The sequence below is a fragment of the Pseudomonas sp. Tri1 genome, assembly GCF_017968885.1.
Lineage (GTDB): Bacteria > Pseudomonadota > Gammaproteobacteria > Pseudomonadales > Pseudomonadaceae > Aquipseudomonas.
On sequence record NZ_CP072913.1, the window covers coordinates 62,527 to 77,158 of the forward strand.

General features: G+C 61.3%; 14 protein-coding genes. 6 read left to right on the top strand and 8 right to left on the bottom strand.

Going from position 1 to position 14,632, the window contains the following annotated elements; translation table 11 throughout:
* Nucleotides 1–50: 50 nt before the first annotated feature.
* Both J9870_RS00285 and J9870_RS00290 read right to left on the bottom strand, forming a co-directional pair.
* Nucleotides 51–1,358: a CitMHS family transporter gene (locus tag J9870_RS00285; RefSeq protein WP_210642195.1), complete on the bottom strand. Its 1,308-nt coding sequence runs from the start codon at nucleotides 1,356–1,358 to the stop codon at nucleotides 51–53.
* A 311-nt stretch (nucleotides 1,359–1,669) separates the two neighbouring features.
* A complete protein-coding gene (locus J9870_RS00290; protein ID WP_210642196.1) occupies nucleotides 1,670–2,008 on the bottom strand; it encodes a DOPA 4,5-dioxygenase family protein in 339 nt (112 codons plus the stop codon).
* 85 nt (nucleotides 2,009–2,093) lie between these two features.
* Between J9870_RS00290 and J9870_RS00295 the strand changes: the two genes are divergently transcribed.
* Nucleotides 2,094–2,753 carry an NAD(P)H-binding protein gene (locus J9870_RS00295; RefSeq protein ID WP_210642197.1) on the top strand — a complete coding sequence of 220 codons (660 nt, stop codon included), beginning with the start codon at nucleotides 2,094–2,096 and terminating at the stop codon, nucleotides 2,751–2,753.
* Between the two features lie 97 nt (nucleotides 2,754–2,850).
* Here the strand turns inward: J9870_RS00295 and J9870_RS00300 are convergent, their stop codons facing one another.
* Nucleotides 2,851–3,801 carry a LysR family transcriptional regulator gene (locus J9870_RS00300; protein WP_210642198.1) on the bottom strand — a complete coding sequence of 317 codons (951 nt, stop codon included), beginning with the start codon at nucleotides 3,799–3,801 and terminating at the stop codon, nucleotides 2,851–2,853.
* Nucleotides 3,802–3,915: 114 nt separating this feature from the next.
* On the opposite strand from J9870_RS00300, the gene betC reads away from it, so the two are divergent.
* The 3 genes from betC to J9870_RS00315 all read left to right on the top strand — a co-directional run bounded on the left by betC (nucleotide 3,916) and on the right by J9870_RS00315 (nucleotide 8,031).
* The gene (betC, locus tag J9870_RS00305; RefSeq protein ID WP_210642199.1) at nucleotides 3,916–5,430 is read left to right on the top strand and encodes a choline-sulfatase; all 1,515 of its coding nucleotides are present in this window, start codon (nucleotides 3,916–3,918) and stop codon (nucleotides 5,428–5,430) included.
* Nucleotides 5,431–5,445: 15 nt separating this feature from the next.
* A complete protein-coding gene (gene choX / locus J9870_RS00310) occupies nucleotides 5,446–6,366 on the top strand; it encodes a choline ABC transporter substrate-binding protein (protein WP_210642200.1) in 921 nt (306 codons plus the stop codon).
* Between the two features lie 96 nt (nucleotides 6,367–6,462).
* A complete protein-coding gene (locus J9870_RS00315) occupies nucleotides 6,463–8,031 on the top strand; it encodes a SulP family inorganic anion transporter (protein WP_210642201.1) in 1,569 nt (522 codons plus the stop codon).
* Nucleotides 8,032–8,064: 33 nt separating this feature from the next.
* Here the strand turns inward: J9870_RS00315 and aroE are convergent, their stop codons facing one another.
* On the bottom strand, nucleotides 8,065–8,886 hold the full coding sequence (aroE, locus tag J9870_RS00320; RefSeq protein WP_210642202.1) for a shikimate dehydrogenase: 822 nt from the start codon (nucleotides 8,884–8,886) through the stop codon (nucleotides 8,065–8,067).
* A gap of 13 nt (nucleotides 8,887–8,899) precedes the next feature.
* Nucleotides 8,900–9,814: an oxygen-dependent coproporphyrinogen oxidase gene (gene hemF, locus J9870_RS00325; RefSeq protein ID WP_210642203.1), complete on the bottom strand. Its 915-nt coding sequence runs from the start codon at nucleotides 9,812–9,814 to the stop codon at nucleotides 8,900–8,902.
* 164 nt (nucleotides 9,815–9,978) lie between these two features.
* Here hemF and J9870_RS00330 point away from each other — a divergent pair, with 164 nt between their 5' ends.
* Nucleotides 9,979–10,956: an NADPH:quinone reductase gene (locus tag J9870_RS00330; protein WP_210642204.1), complete on the top strand. Its 978-nt coding sequence runs from the start codon at nucleotides 9,979–9,981 to the stop codon at nucleotides 10,954–10,956.
* 146 nt (nucleotides 10,957–11,102) lie between these two features.
* Here J9870_RS00330 and J9870_RS00335 read toward each other — a convergent pair whose 3' ends face one another.
* From J9870_RS00335 to J9870_RS00345, 3 genes are all read right to left on the bottom strand, one after another.
* Nucleotides 11,103–11,660, bottom strand: coding sequence for an L-threonylcarbamoyladenylate synthase (locus J9870_RS00335; protein WP_210642205.1), 558 nt, complete (start codon nucleotides 11,658–11,660; stop codon nucleotides 11,103–11,105).
* Between the two features lie 60 nt (nucleotides 11,661–11,720).
* The gene (dprA, locus tag J9870_RS00340; RefSeq protein ID WP_210642206.1) at nucleotides 11,721–12,815 is read right to left on the bottom strand and encodes a DNA-processing protein DprA; all 1,095 of its coding nucleotides are present in this window, start codon (nucleotides 12,813–12,815) and stop codon (nucleotides 11,721–11,723) included.
* Nucleotides 12,816–12,895: 80 nt separating this feature from the next.
* Nucleotides 12,896–13,921 (bottom strand): LysM domain-containing protein, encoded by a 1,026-nt coding sequence (locus tag J9870_RS00345; RefSeq protein ID WP_210642207.1) that lies wholly within the window; start codon nucleotides 13,919–13,921, stop codon nucleotides 12,896–12,898.
* Between the two features lie 157 nt (nucleotides 13,922–14,078).
* Between J9870_RS00345 and def the strand changes: the two genes are divergently transcribed.
* Nucleotides 14,079–14,585 carry a peptide deformylase gene (gene def, locus J9870_RS00350; RefSeq protein WP_003196300.1) on the top strand — a complete coding sequence of 169 codons (507 nt, stop codon included), beginning with the start codon at nucleotides 14,079–14,081 and terminating at the stop codon, nucleotides 14,583–14,585.
* Nucleotides 14,586–14,632 lie beyond the last annotated feature (47 nt).

Genomic DNA, 14,632 nt, shown 5'->3' on the forward strand with positions numbered 1-14,632 from the left:
TGAGCGAGTGTTAGGCCACGCCACCGAAGGCAGCGCAGCGGGCATTGCTTTTATAGAGTGCTGAACAGCGGAAAAATCCCCATCAGCAACGCGGCGAACATTATGCACAGGCAAACCAGCACTGCCCACTTCAAGGTGAAGCGCTGGTGATCGCCGAACTCGATCCCGGCCAGGGCCACCAGCAGGTAAGTGGACGGCACCAGCGGGCTCAACAGGTGGACGGGCTGGCCGACGATGGAGGCACGGGCCATTTCCACTGCCGTGATGCCGTAGTGACTGGCCGCTTCGGAGAGCACCGGCAACACACCATAGTAAAACGCGTCGTTCGACATGAAGAACGTGAATGGCATGCTTACCAGCGCCGTGATCACCGCCAGGTACGGGCCGAGGAAATCAGGGATCACCGCCAGCAGGCTTTTGGACATGGCATCGACCATGCCGGTGCCGGACAGGATGCCGGTGAAGATACCCGCCGCGAAAATCAGACCGACCACCGCCAACACGCTACCGGCGTGGGCCGCGACGCGGTCTTTCTGCTGCTGCAGGCAAGGGTAGTTGACGATCATCGCGATACTGAAGGCCACCATGAACAGCACCGGCAGCGGCAACAGGCCTGCGATCAGGGTGCACATCAGGCCCAGGGTCAACGCGCCGTTGAACCAGATCAGCTTCGGACGACGGGCGTCCGGGAACTGGGAAACGCTGATTTCGCTGTGGTCGATTTCATCACCGGCCAGGTGCAGTTCACCCAGGCGTGCACGCTCACGTTTGCCGTACATGTAGGCAATCACCAGGATCGCCACCACACCGGCGGCCATCGCAGGAATCATCGGCACGAAAATATCCGACGGATCGACATGCAGCGCACTGGCTGCGCGGGCCGTCGGGCCGCCCCAGGGGGTCATGTTCATCACGCCACCGGCGAGGATGATCAGGCCAGCCATGATCCGTGGGCTCATGCCGATGCGGCTGTAGAGCGGCAGCATCGCGGCCACGCAGATCATATAAGTGGTCGCGCCGTCACCATCGAGGGAAACGACGAGCGCCAGAACGGCGGTACCGACCGAAACTTTCAACGGGTCGCCCTTGACCAGCTTGAGGATCTTGCGCACGGCCGGGTCGAACAGGCCGGAGTCGATCATCAGGGCAAAATACAGAATCGCGAACATCAGCATCACCCCGGTCGGGGCGAGCTTGGTGATGCCCTCGAGCATCATCGGGCCGATCTTCGGCGCGAAGCCACCGAACAGCGCAAACAGGATCGGGATGATGATCAAGGCGATCAGCGCGGACAGGCGCTTGGTCATGATCAGGAACATGAACGTGATGACCATGGCGAAGCCAAGGAAAGTCAGCATAGGAAATACTCCAGGCGTGGCGCGGCGGGCAAAGGCGAACCGGACAGGTCAGCGCAGGATGCAAGGCTCAAGGCGGACGGATGGAGTGGGTGTAGCGGGACGGATAGCAGCGGACATCAGAATCACCATTGTTGTTGTTAAAAGGGCCGAGCGAGCTTTTCAGCACTCGCTTCTGGCCACCGGTCTTTTGCCGGTAGTGGGGCGATCCTAATCGCGCAAGCTTTCAGCCAGCTTTCGCGGCTGGTGATGGCTGATGAGTTGTCGATGATGTTTCCACGGGCGCTATTGCCTTGGGGCGAGGGGATAGCAAATCAGGGGGTTGCTTTAAACGCTGAAAGATCCAACGGCCGCACCGCCCCCATCCAGATCGCGTGTTCGGTGTGATCCATCAAGTCATCGCCGGTATCCGGGTGCATGAAAATCACCAGGCCTTTGCGATTGAGCGCCAGCCACGGCAGGACCACGCCGATGTACTGCGGATCGAACGCCAGCTGACAGCTCCAGTCCGGGTGTGGGCCGACTGGGCGCTGGTGGACGCGGCCCATTTTCAAAGGGAACAGCCGCGATGCTTCTTCGCACAGTGCTCTGGCCTGGTCGATGGTATTGGCGTCGAAATACACGTGGGCGTGGTAACCCTTGATCCGCTGCATCTGTCACTCCTTGATAAAGAGGCCGAACCCTTGCCGTTTTCCGCGGGTCAGAGGCCTTATACGCGGAAAAAAAGGAAAAACAGCCATGAAAAATGCCGAAACCCCGGCCGTCAAAGTGGTGCTCTATGGTGCCATGAGCAGCCTCGGCAGTGCGTTGATGGCTGAAATGCTGCGCCGCCAGCATGAAGTCATTGCCATTCTCGACGATCTCACTGCCCTGGCTCCACGCCCAGGCCTGCGGACCAAGACCGGCGACCTCTACGATCCCGAGCGGGTCAAGCAAAGCGTGGCCGGTGCCAGCGCCGTGGTGTGCCTGCTCAATGCACCGGGGTTGCCGATGAACAGCGAACAAGTGGAGCGCACATTGATTCCGGGGCCCGTGGAGCAAGTATTGGCCGCCGACGCACTGATCGCCGGAATGCAGGCGGCGAGTATTTCCCGGCTGTTTCTGGTGGGCGACTTCGCCAGTCTCGACGAGGAGCTGGCGGACGACGATTTGCAGCGCCATGCCGCCGAAGAAGTGCTCGATGCCCTGAAGAACAGCACCTTGCAATGGACCTTGATCAACGCGCCTTACGCCGCGCCAGGCTTGGGTATCGAGCATTTCAGCCAAGTCAGCACGAGCCTGGAACCCGGCATGGCCGAATCCCTGGAGCGGCTCAACCGAGTGGCGGTCGGCATTGCCGATGAGCTGCGCTTGAACCTGCACGTGGGCCAGCATGTCAGCTTCGTGGCCGCCAACTAGCCGTGGACTTCGCCCCCCGTGGCGAGGGAGCTTGCTCCCGCTGGGCTGCGAAGCGGCCCCACAAGGACGGTGACGCACTCAAGTCCCCGCCACGGACTCAAACAGCAATCGATGGCAACGGCAACCCGGTGAGCGATTCGGCGCTGTTGGCCTGTTCCTCCATCAACCAGTCCACAAACAGCCGGATAAGCCCGCCGCGCCGTTTACGCTGGGGCAAGACCACGTAATACCCCAACCGCGACAGCACCGTTTCAGCGATTGGGCGGCATAGCAGCCCTTGAGCCAATAAGTTATCCACAAGGTGGCGCCAGCCGATGGCCACGCCTTGGCCGCCAATCGCCGCCTGGATAAGCAAGGTGTAGTTGTCGAACCGCAGCTGGCCGGGCGCCGGTGGCGAGGTGATGCCCAGCTCACGGAATACGCCGCTCCAGTCGAACCAGTTGCTGCTGTTTTCCCCACGCAGATGCAGCAGCGCGAACTCCGACAAGGCATGGGCCGGCAAGGGCAGGGGGCGCTCCTTGAGCAAGAGCGGGCTGCACACCGGAAAGACTTCTTCGCTGAACAGCCAGCGACTTTCGCCCTGTTTGAAGCGACCGTCGCCGAACAGTACGGCAACGTCGATATCCGTGCGCAACATGTTGTGGTTGCGCTCGCTGGTCACCAGGCTGACGTCCACTTGCGGGTTGGCCGCGTGAAACCTATGCAGTCGCGGCATCAGCCAATAGGCGGCGAACGCGAAGTCCGTGGCGACTTGCAGCACCTCGTGCTGATGCTGTGCGGTGATTGCGCTCAGCCCGGCATCGATACTCTGCAAACCGGCCTGTACTTGCTCGAACAGGATAGTCCCGGCCTCGGTCAGTTCGATGCCACGGTAGATGCGGTCGAACAACCGCGTGCCCAGTTGTTCTTCCAGGCGTTTGATCTGCTGGCTGATGGCCGGTTGCGTGGTGCCCAGCTCAACCGCTGCCGCCGTAAAGCTGCGATGGCGGGCCGCCGCTTCAAAGGCACGGAACAGGTCCAAGGACAGGTCACCCAAGGCTTCATACATAAGCTGTGCTTATCCTAGTCATTACTTTGCATGGGCTTTACCCCAAAAGGTGGGGGCTCCATGCTCAATCGCAGCAATATCGCATAACTGTCTACTATGGAATGCCGCGAATACATGAAGCGCAAGAACATTCTTTTCATCATGGCCGATCAAATGGCCGCGCCAATGTTGCCGATCTACGGTCCTTCGCCGATCAAGCTGCCCAACCTGTCGCGCCTGGCCGACCAAGGCGTGGTGTTCGACGCTGCTTATTGCAATAGCCCGCTCTGCGCGCCGTCACGCTTCACCCTGGTGAGCGGCCAGTTGCCCAGCAAGATCGGCGCCTATGACAACGCTGCGGATTTCCCTGCGGACGTCCCGACGTATGCCCACTACCTGCGGCGCCTTGGCTACCGCACGGCGCTGTCCGGCAAGATGCACTTTTGCGGGCCGGACCAGTTGCACGGCTACGAAGAACGCCTGACCAGTGACATTTATCCGGCCGATTACGGTTGGGCGGTGAATTGGGATGAGCCACATGTGCGGCCGAGCTGGTACCACAACATGTCTTCGGTGTTGCAGGCCGGGCCCTGTGTGCGCACCAATCAGTTGGATTTCGATGAAGAAGTGGTGTTCAAGGCCCAGCAATACCTGTTCGATCACATCCGGGAGGACGGGGACCAGCCGTTCTGCCTGACGGTCTCCATGACCCACCCACACGACCCGTACACGATTCCCAAGGCGTTCTGGGATTTGTATGACGACAACGACATCCCGTTGCCGCAGACCCCGGCGCAAACCGAGCTCGACCCGCATTCCCAGCGCTTGCTGAAAGTGTACGACCTGTGGGGCAAGCCGCTGCCTGTGGATAAGATTCGCGATGCCCGTCGCGCGTACTTCGGCGCCTGTAGCTACATCGACAGCAATGTCGGCAAGCTGCTGCGAACCCTGGAAGACACTGGTTTGCTGGACGACACGATCATCGTGTTTTCCGGCGACCATGGGGACATGCTCGGCGAAAAGGGCCTCTGGTACAAAATGCACTGGTTCGAAATGGCTGCCCGTGTGCCATTGCTGATCAGTGCGCCGGGGCAGTTCGCCAGCGGCCGGGTGAGCGCAGCCGTGTCCACCGCCGACTTGCTGCCGACCCTGGTGGAGCTGGCCGGCGGCACGCTGGAGCCGGGCTTGCCGCTGGATGGCCGTTCACTGGTGCCGCATCTGCAAGGGCAGGGTGGGCATGACGAAGTCTTCGGTGAATACATGGCCGAAGGCACTATCAGCCCGTTGATGATGATTCGCCGTGGCCCGTGGAAGTTCATCTACAGCGAAGATGACCCGTGCCTGCTGTTCGATGTGCGCAACGATCCCAAGGAGCTGGAAAATCTCAGCCTATCCTCCGAGCATCAATCGCTGTTCGCCGATTTTCTCGCTGAGGCGCGCGCCAAGTGGGACATTCCGACGATTCACCAACAGGTGCTCGCCAGTCAGCGACGCCGCCGTTTCGTCGCCCAGGCCCTGGCCTTGGGCAAACTCAAGAGCTGGGACCACCAGCCGCTGGTGGACGCCAGCCAGCAGTACATGCGTAACCACATCGACCTCGACGATCTGGAGCGCAAGGCCCGTTATCCACAACCCTGCCAAAACCAATAACGTAAGGGGAAGCGCATGCAAAAGTTATCCACAGTACTGACCGCTGGGCTGCTGGCGTTGAGCAGTGCTTCGGCGTGGGCCGAGCAGAGCTGCGAAACCGTGAAGATGGCCGACCCGGGCTGGAGTGACATCGCCGCCACCAATGCCATCACCGGTTTCCTGCTGGACGGGATGGGCTACAAGGCCAAGGTCGACACCCTCGCGGTGCCGATCACTTTCGGCGGCCTCAAGGATGGCCAGGTGGATGTGTTCCTGGGTAACTGGATGCCAGCACAGCAGGGCTTCTACGATAAATTCGTGGCCACCGGTGATGTCACGCAACTGGCCAAAAACCTGGACGGTACGGAATTCACCCTGGCGGTACCGGACTATGTCTGGGACGCGGGTGTGCATAACTTTGCCGACCTGAACAAATTTGCCGACAAGTTCGACAAAAAGATCTACGGCATCGGTTCCGGCGCCCCGGCCAACCTCTCCTTGAAAGAAATCATCAAGACCAATGACTTCGGCATGGGCGAATGGAAACTGGTGGAGTCCAGCGAACAGGCGATGCTGGCGGAGGTCTCCCGGGCGGTGAAGAAACAGAAGTTCGTGACCTTCCTCGGCTGGACACCACACCCGATGAACGTGCAGCTGAAAATGCACTACCTCAAGGGCGGCGAGAAGTACTTCGGCGACACCGGCAGTGTGTATACGCTGACGCGCAAGGGTTATGCACAGGCGTGCCCGAACGTTGGCAAGCTGTTGACCAACCTGAGCTTCACCCAGGAAATGGAAAACAGCATCATGGCCGAGGTGGTGAACAACAAAGTCAGCAACGCCGATGCGGCCAAGGCCTGGATCAAGGCCAACCCGGCGGTGTTGGATAAATGGCTGGACGGCGTGAAGACCCTGGATGGCAAGGATGCGTTGGCGGCGGTGAAGGCCAAGTTATAACGCTGTGACGGGCTCTTGTGGCGACGGAGCGTGCTCCCTCGCCACGGGTGTTCGCCGGCCTGATACTCTTGCGCCAAACCCCATCCTTGAGGCCCCATGGCTATCCCCACCCGCCATTCACTCTTCCCTTTCCTGAGCTGGCTGCCGCGCCAGACCCGCGCCAGTGTCGGTCGCGATCTGATTGTCGGCCTGAGCGGTGCGATTCTGGCCTTGCCGCAATCCATTGCTTACGCGCTGATTGCCGGTTTACCACCTGAATACGGCTTGTACGCGGCGATTGTCCCGGTGTTGATCGCTTGCCTGTGGGGCTCGTCCTGGCACCTGATCTGCGGACCTACGGCGGCGATTTCCATCGTCCTGTATGCCAGCGTCAGTCCTCTGGCCGTGCCCGCCACTGACGACTACGTGACCTTGATCCTGTTGTTGACGGTGTTGGCCGGTCTCTTCCAGTGGCTGCTGGGCTTGTTGCGTTTCGGTGCGCTGGTGAATTTCGTTTCGCACTCGGTGGTGCTGGGGTTCACCCTGGGGGCGGCAGTGGTGATTGCGCTGGGGCAGTTGCCGAACCTGCTGGGCCTCGATCTGCCGAACGAAGCGACGGCGTTGAAAGGTTTGCTGATGTTGCTCGGCCACATCCAGGCTGTGGATAAACCTTCGTTGCTGCTGGGAATCGGCACGTTGGTGCTGGGTGTGGTGCTCAAGCGCTTGCTGCCACGTTGGCCGAGCCTGTTGATAACCTTGGTGATCAGCAGCCTGGTGGTCTGGCTGTGGCCGGCGATGTTCGGGCATGTGGCGCTGGTCAGTGCCTTTGCCGGGCGCTTGCCACCTTTCACGCCGCTGCCGCTGGACCTGGAACTGATCCTGCGATTGTTGCCCGGCGCCGTCGCGGTGGGCATGCTCGGACTGGTCACCAGCCTGTCCATTGCTCGCTCGCTGTCGGTACGCTCCGGGCAATTGCTCGATGCGAATCAGGAGGTGAGGGCGCAGGGGCTTTCCAACATAATTGGCGGATTTTTCTCCGGATCTCTGTCGGCCGGTTCCTTTACCCGCTCCGGCCTCAGCTATGACGCCGGGGCCTGCTCACCCTTGGCCGGGGTATTCTCGGCCCTATGGGTGGCGCTGTTTGCGGTCGCTGGCGCGAAATTGATCGCGCATATCCCGATTCCGGCCATGGCCGGCAGCATTCTGTTGATCGCCTGGGGGCTGGTGGATCATCGCGGCATCCGCGCGTTGTACCGCGTGAGCCGCGCCGAATTCGTGGTGATGAGCCTGACCTGCCTGGCCACGTTGCTGCTGGAGCTGCAAACCGCCATCTATGCCGGTGTGTTGGCCTCGCTGTTCTTTTACCTCAAGCGCACTTCACAGCCACGAGTACAACATTCCCATGAAGGGGAAGCAGACATCCTACGGGTTGGCGGCTCGATCTTTTTTGGTGCCAGTCATTACTTGCAAGTGCGCTTGCAACGACTGCAAGCGCAGCGGGTGGTGATTGATGCCCAGCAGATCAACTTCATCGATTATTCCGGGGTGGAAATGCTCCACCAGGAAGCCCGGCGCCTGCGCAGTCAGGGGCGTAGCCTGACGTTGCGCAAGGCCAGGCCGCATGTGGTGGAGGAGTTGAAGAAGCTGGAGGGGCCGCAGAACTGCCCGATACTTTTCGAGGATTGACCGTGGCGAGGGAGCAAGCTCCCTCGCCACGGTTCAGAGCGCCAGTTGACGGCGCAGCTCGGCCAGCACCGGCGCAGTATCCGGGCGTACGCCGCGCCACAGGTGGAACGCTTCGCCCGCCTGTTCGGCCAGCATGCCCAGGCCGTCCATCGCCACCGCCGCGCCTTGTTCGCTGGCCCAGCGGCAGAACGAGGTCGGCTCCTTGCCGTACATCATGTCGTAGCAAACCGTCTTGCCCGGCTCGATCAAACTTCCGGCAATTGGCGGCACATCCCCTGATAGGCTCGCCGACGTAGCGTTGATGATCAGGTCCACCGGCTCTTGCAGCCAGTCGAAACCACTGGCCGAGACCGGGCCCAGGTCGGCGAACAACTCAGCCAGTAATTCGGCCTTTTCCACCGTACGATTGGCGATGATCACCGAGGCTGGCGCTTCGGCCAGCAACGGTTCCAAGGCGCCACGCACCGCACCGCCGGCCCCGAGTAACAGGATGCGCTTGCCCTTGAGGCTAAAACCCGCGTTGACGGTCAGGTCCCGTACCAGCCCGGCGCCATCAGTGTTGTCGCCCAACAGGCGACCGTCGGCCAGCTTGCTCAACGTGTTGACTGCCCCAGCCCGCTGGGCTCGCTCAGTCAGGCTGTCGGCCAGGCGGAAGGCATCTTCCTTGAACGGCACAGTGACGTTTGCCCCACGACCCTCGCGGAAAAATTCCCGTGCATAACCGACGAAGTCATCCAGGGGCACCAGCAGCGTGCTGTAGTCCAGCGCTTGCCCGGTCTGCTCGGCAAACAGGCGATGGATCAACGGCGACTTGCTGTGGCCGATAGGGTTACCCATTACAACGTAGCGATCCATGGATAATCCCCGTTCAGGCTGTCGCCAGCCAATCGCGATCCTGCAGGAAAAATTCGGTCAGCCGTGCTTCTTCGCTGCCCGGTTCGGCTTTCCAGTCGTAGCCCCAGCGCACTTGCGGTGGCAAGGACATCAGGATCGACTCGGTGCGCCCGCCCGATTGCAGCCCGAACAGGGTGCCGCGGTCGTAGACCAGGTTGAATTCCACGTAGCGTCCACGGCGAAACTCCTGGAATTCCCGTTGCTTGGCGGTGAACGGGTCTTGCTTGCGCCGGCGCACGATCGGCAGGTACGCATCGATGTAGGCGTCGCCGATGGCGCGAATGAAGGCGAAGCAGGTGTCGAAATCCCATTCGTTCAGGTCATCGAAAAACAGGCCGCCAATGCCCCGAGGCTCGTTGCGATGCTTGATATGGAAATAGCTGTCGCACCAGGCCTTGTAGCGCGGGTACACCTGCGGGCCGAAGGGGGCACAGGCCTGCTCGGCAATACGATGCCAATGCACGCAGTCTTCCTCCACGCCGTAGTACGGCGTCAGGTCGAAGCCACCACCGAACCACCAGACCGGCTCCTCACCTTCCTTTTCGGCGATGAAGAAACGCACGTTGGCGTGGGAAGTCGGCACATGGGGGTTGTGCGGGTGAATCACCAGCGACACGCCCAGGGCTTCGAAACCACGCCCGGCCAACTCCGGCCGATGGGCGCTGGCCGAGGGTGGCAGGCCACTGCCGAAGACGTGGGAAAAGTTGACGCCGCCCTTTTCGATCACTGTGCCGTTTTCGATCACCCGCGTGCGACCGCCACCACCGGCCGGCCGGGTCCAGGCATCTTCGACAAAGCGAGTACCACCGTCCTCGGTTTCCAGGGCTGCGCAGATGCGGTCTTGCAGGTCGAGCAGGTAGGCTTTCACGGCCTCGGTGCGAGTGGTCATGACATCACCTTGATCAGGGCTACGCTACGCGGCGGGCTACGGGCCGGTGGCAAATGGGCGCACAGGATACCACCGCGCTTGCCCACGCCACAGTTGACGAAGGTCAAGCTTAGGAGTCCGATAGCAGGCTTGGTAAAAAGTCACGCGACAAGGAGAGAGTGAAGATGGCCAAACGTATCCAGTTCAGTTCCCACGGCGGCCCCGAAGTGCTTGAGTACGTGGACTACCAGCCCGCCGAGCCGGGCCCGCAGCAAGTGCGCGTCAGCAACAAGGCGATCGGCCTGAACTTCATCGACACCTACTACCGCAGCGGTCTTTATCCGCCGCCGACGTTGCCGTCGGGCCTGGGTGCCGAGGGCGCGGGTGTGGTCGAGGCGGTCGGTTCAGATGTCACGCGGTTCAAGGTCGGCGACCGTGTGGCGTACGGCAGCGGCCCGTTGGGGGCCTACAGCGATATGCATGTGTTGCCCGAGGCCAACCTGGTGCACCTTCCCGAATCCATCAGTTTCGAACAGGCTGCCGGGGTGATGCTCAAGGGGCTGACCGTGCAATACCTGTTGCGCCAGACCTATGAACTCAAGGGCGGCGAAACCATCCTGTTCCACGCCGCCGCCGGTGGCGTGGGTTCCTTGGCCTGCCAGTGGGCCAAGGCCCTGGGCGTGAAGCTGATCGGCACCGTCAGCTCGCCGGAAAAAGCCGCCATTGCCAAAGCCCATGGCGCCTGGGAAACCATCGACTACAGCAAGGAAAACGTCGCACAACGGGTGCTGGAACTGACTGACGGCAAGAAGGTGCCTGTGGTGTACGACGGGGTCGGCAAGGACACCTGGCTGACCTCCCTGGACTGCGTGTCCCCCCGGGGTCTGGTGGTGAGCTTCGGCAATGCCTCCGGTGCGGTGGACGGCGTGAACCTGGGGATACTCTCGGCCAAGGGCTCGCTGTACGTCACCCGCCCGACCCTGGCCACATACGCCAATAACGCCGAAAACCTGCAACGCATGGCCGATGAGCTGTTCGGGATGATCAATAGCGGCAAGATCACGGTGGACATCAACCAGCGCTATCCACTGGCGGAAGCGGCCAAGGCCCAGGCCGAGCTGTCGGCGCGGCGCACGACCGGCTCGACCATTCTCCTGCCCTGATCTAGAGGTTGCTGAAGAACCTGTGGGAGCGAGCCTGCTCGCGATAGCGGATAGTCAGCCAACATCAATGCTGGCTGACCTGACGCCATCGCGAGCAAGCTCGCTCCCACAGTGGTTTTGTGCAGGATGCAGAAGGTGTGTTCGGGCTAGTCCGGCCGCACCACTTTCCCGGTCGCCAGGTCGCGAATCACGCTGGGGTTCTTGCGCCCGCCCAGGTTACCGCCCAGCACCAGATCGATTTGCCCACGGAAATACTGCTCGACGCGAATCCGCGTGCGTGCCGCCGGGCGCCCTTGCGGGTTGGCCGAGGTGGACACCAGCGGCCCCACCAACGAACACAAGTCGCGCACGGTGGGATGATCGCTGACCCGCAGCGCGACAGTGTCGTGCACCCCGATGATCCATTCCGGCAACAGGTTCTGGTGCGGTACCAGCCAGGTATTGGGCCCCGGCCAGGTGCTGGCCATGCGGTCCATCCAGGTTTCGGGGAAGTCTTCGAACAGAAAGTCGAACTGGTGAATATTGTCAGCCACCAGAATCAGCCCCTTGTCGGGCAGCCGCGACTTGATCGCCAGCAGGCGCTCCACCGCTTCCTCGTTCCACGGGTCGCAGCCCAGGCCCCAGACCGCCTCGGTTGGATAGGCAATCACCGCCCCGGCGCGAATTTCTCGCGCGGCTTGTTGCACACGCCAACTGTTGACCATGAAAGATTCTCCGCAACACAAATAAGGCTGTGCGCAGTTTACCGATCTTCCCCATAAAACCTAGCGTGCAAACCAACGCCCGTTGTCACAGGTGGCGCGTCCTTCCATTTCCAGCTCGGTCAGCGCCGCCAGCACTTTGGGCAAGCCCCAGCCACTGGCCTCGGCCAAGGCTTCACTGGTGAGCGGTGCGGCATGGAGCAGGCGCAGTAGCGGATGTGTCGAAGGCGCGGGTTCCGGGGTTAGCGGTAACTGCTGCCAACCCCGCAGTGCTTCGAGGATATGCTCGACAGTTTCCACCAGCACCGCGCCGTCGCGGATCAATTGGTGGCAGCCCCGCGCGCCGGGGTGGTGGATCGATCCCGGAATGGCGTACACCTCGCGGCCCTGATCCGCCGCCAAGCGTGCGGTGATCAACGAACCGCTGGCGACACTGGCCTCGACCACCAGCACACCCAGGGACAAACCGCTGATGATTCGGTTGCGGCGCGGAAAGTTGTTGGCGTGGGGTGGTGCGTCCAGCGGGAACTCCGACACCACCGCGCTGCCTTGGGCGATCATCGCGTCCGCCAGCCGGCGATTTCGCTGTGGATAAAAATTTTCCAGCCCGGTGCCCAACACGCCGACGGTTTGTCCGCCGACGTCCAGCGCTGCTTGATGAGCCGCTGCATCGATGCCCAAGGCCAAGCCGCTGGTGATGACAAAACCGGCCCCAGCCAGGCTTCGGGAAAAAGCGGCGGCGGTGTCCATGCCCGGACGCGATGCCCGGCGGCTACCGACCATCGCCAACTGTGGTTTTTCCAGGAAACCGGCGTTGCCGGCAACGAACAGCAGCGGTGGCGCATCGCTGATCTGCGCCAGTAGTGCCGGATAGTCAGGCTGGTCCCACATCAGTAAATGCTGGGCCGAACCCTTTAGCCAGGCCAGTGCGTGGGCGGCGCCATCACGCACATCCGGGTTGCGGCGAGCCTCGGCGCACGCCGTGGGCAACCCCAGCGCGCGCCATGCGCTGGCCGGTGCGCTGATGGCTTTGGAGGCTGAGCCAAAGGCTTGCATCAGGGTCATGAAACGTTTGGGTCCCAGTTCCGGCAAGCGGTGCAGGCGAAGTCGGGCCTCCAGTTCCGCAGGGGAAACTGAAGCAGATTCAGGCAGTGGCATGTGATCATCCTTGATCGTTATAAGCCCCGTGCAAACGGGAACAAGCTGTGGATAACTCTGTTGGTAACTTGTGAGACCCGTTATGGATTGCGCACCTTGTCGAGCACCGCCAACGAGCGCGAGGCATACAGCACCAAGCCGTAGCTGAGCTTGTCGTAGGTACGGAAAACCATCAGCAGGCCGGCACGCTCATCGGGGATCTTCACCGATTGGCCGCTGATGCGATCGCGTACGGTTTCACCGGTCTTCATCACCGCCAATACGTTGCCTTCGACCAGCCCGTCGCGACGGCCCTTGTTCAGGGTAACCACATCCAGCGCGCCGATCTGGGTCACGCCTCGAGGCACATCGAGGATCAGCCCGTTGATCTGCGATTTAGGCGCGCTGGGCATGAACGTCGAATTGATCGAGCGTTCTTCGCCACTGAACAGGCGGTCACCGAGGCGCACTTCCTGGGTGGTGCGTTGCAGGACCAGGGTGGTGACATCGCCTTCGGTGGCAATCACCTCACCGCCGCCGATGTCGTCGGCGTTGATGCCCAGAAATTCCTTGGTCTGTGGGTCGGTATAGACCTTGCCCTGACGGAAGATGCCGTAGGCCGACTGGTTCGCGTCGAACGAGCCACGGGCAAAGACCCGATCCCCCATGCCGCTGAGTACCCGTTCGGCATTGCCGGCGACAATGTACGGCGCCGTGTTGAAGTCCTCGGCCTTGTCGACGATGCGGTTGCTCAGCAGAAAGCTGTTGATGGCTTGCAGCGGGATGCTCGGAATGGCATCGGCCACGGGCGAGCTGCGGATGCGTGGCGACAGCTTGATGGTGCCCCGCGAGGCGCCGCGACTGAGGGTCAGGCGCGGCTGACCATTGACGTAGACCAGCGACAGGGTATCGCCGGGATAAATCAGGTTGGGGTTTTCTATTTGCGGGTTGGCCTGCCAGAGCTCCGGCCATTTCCAGGGTTCGCGCAGGTACTTGCCGGAAATGTCCCACAGCGTGTCCCCCGTCACCACCGTGTATTGCTGGGGAAAACCTTCCCGAAGTTGCACTTGCCCGTGCGCGATACCGGCCGAGGCCAGGAGCAGCAGGGCGAGTAGTGATTTCCTCATGCGGTGAATCCCTTTATTATGTGCGTTCGCGTAAAACGCCAGAGCCCCCGTGGCTCGCTCCGTTCATACAGAGCAACGTTTTACAACGGTAGCCTGCATCCCAAGACACGCCAGGCCAGCCACCCGACTTTACCTCACACGTGCATTTATCAAGCTTATGGCCATTTTGAACATTCTCGAATTCCCGGACCCGCGCCTGCGCACTATCGCCAAACCGGTGGCCGTAGTGGACGACGAAGTGCGTCAGTTGGTCGATGACATGTTTGAAACAATGTATGAGGCGCCAGGTATCGGCCTCGCCGCGACCCAGGTCAACGTGCACAAGCGTATCGTCGTGATGGACCTCTCCGAAGACCGCAGCGAGCCGCGGGTGTTCATCAACCCAGAGTTCGAAACCCTGACCGACGAGATGGACCAATACCAGGAAGGCTGCCTTTCGGTGCCGGGCTTCTACGAAAACGTCGACCGCCCGCAGAAGGTCAAGATCAAGGCCCTGGATCGCGACGGCCAACCTTACGAACTGATCGCCGAAGGCTTGCTGGCGGTGTGCATCCAGCACGAGTGTGACCACCTCAACGGCAAGTTGTTCGTCGATTACCTGTCTACCCTCAAGCGTGACCGGATCAAGAAAAAACTGGAAAAACTTCATCGCCAGAATGCTTGATGCCCCCTTTCAAAGGCTTGCCGCGGCAAGCCTTTTTCTTTTTGCGA

Bases quoted from the DNA above. Each gene is read 5' to 3' on its own strand.
- def (WP_003196300.1), top strand. From the start codon at position 14,079: ATGGCCATTTTGAACATTCTCGAATTCCCGGACCCGCGCCTGCGCACT.
- J9870_RS00345 (WP_210642207.1), bottom strand. From the start codon at position 13,921: ATGAGGAAATCACTACTCGCCCTGCTGCTCCTGGCCTCGGCCGGTATC.
- betC (WP_210642199.1), top strand. From the start codon at position 3,916: ATGAAGCGCAAGAACATTCTTTTCATCATGGCCGATCAAATGGCCGCG.
- J9870_RS00300 (WP_210642198.1), bottom strand. From the start codon at position 3,801: ATGTATGAAGCCTTGGGTGACCTGTCCTTGGACCTGTTCCGTGCCTTT.
- dprA (WP_210642206.1), bottom strand. From the start codon at position 12,815: ATGCCACTGCCTGAATCTGCTTCAGTTTCCCCTGCGGAACTGGAGGCC.
- J9870_RS00285 (WP_210642195.1), bottom strand. From the start codon at position 1,358: ATGCTGACTTTCCTTGGCTTCGCCATGGTCATCACGTTCATGTTCCTG.
- J9870_RS00335 (WP_210642205.1), bottom strand. From the start codon at position 11,660: ATGGTCAACAGTTGGCGTGTGCAACAAGCCGCGCGAGAAATTCGCGCC.
- aroE (WP_210642202.1), bottom strand. From the start codon at position 8,886: ATGGATCGCTACGTTGTAATGGGTAACCCTATCGGCCACAGCAAGTCG.
- J9870_RS00295 (WP_210642197.1), top strand. From the start codon at position 2,094: ATGAAAAATGCCGAAACCCCGGCCGTCAAAGTGGTGCTCTATGGTGCC.
- J9870_RS00290 (WP_210642196.1), bottom strand. From the start codon at position 2,008: ATGCAGCGGATCAAGGGTTACCACGCCCACGTGTATTTCGACGCCAAT.
- choX (WP_210642200.1), top strand. From the start codon at position 5,446: ATGCAAAAGTTATCCACAGTACTGACCGCTGGGCTGCTGGCGTTGAGC.
- J9870_RS00330 (WP_210642204.1), top strand. From the start codon at position 9,979: ATGGCCAAACGTATCCAGTTCAGTTCCCACGGCGGCCCCGAAGTGCTT.
- J9870_RS00315 (WP_210642201.1), top strand. From the start codon at position 6,463: ATGGCTATCCCCACCCGCCATTCACTCTTCCCTTTCCTGAGCTGGCTG.
- hemF (WP_210642203.1), bottom strand. From the start codon at position 9,814: ATGACCACTCGCACCGAGGCCGTGAAAGCCTACCTGCTCGACCTGCAA.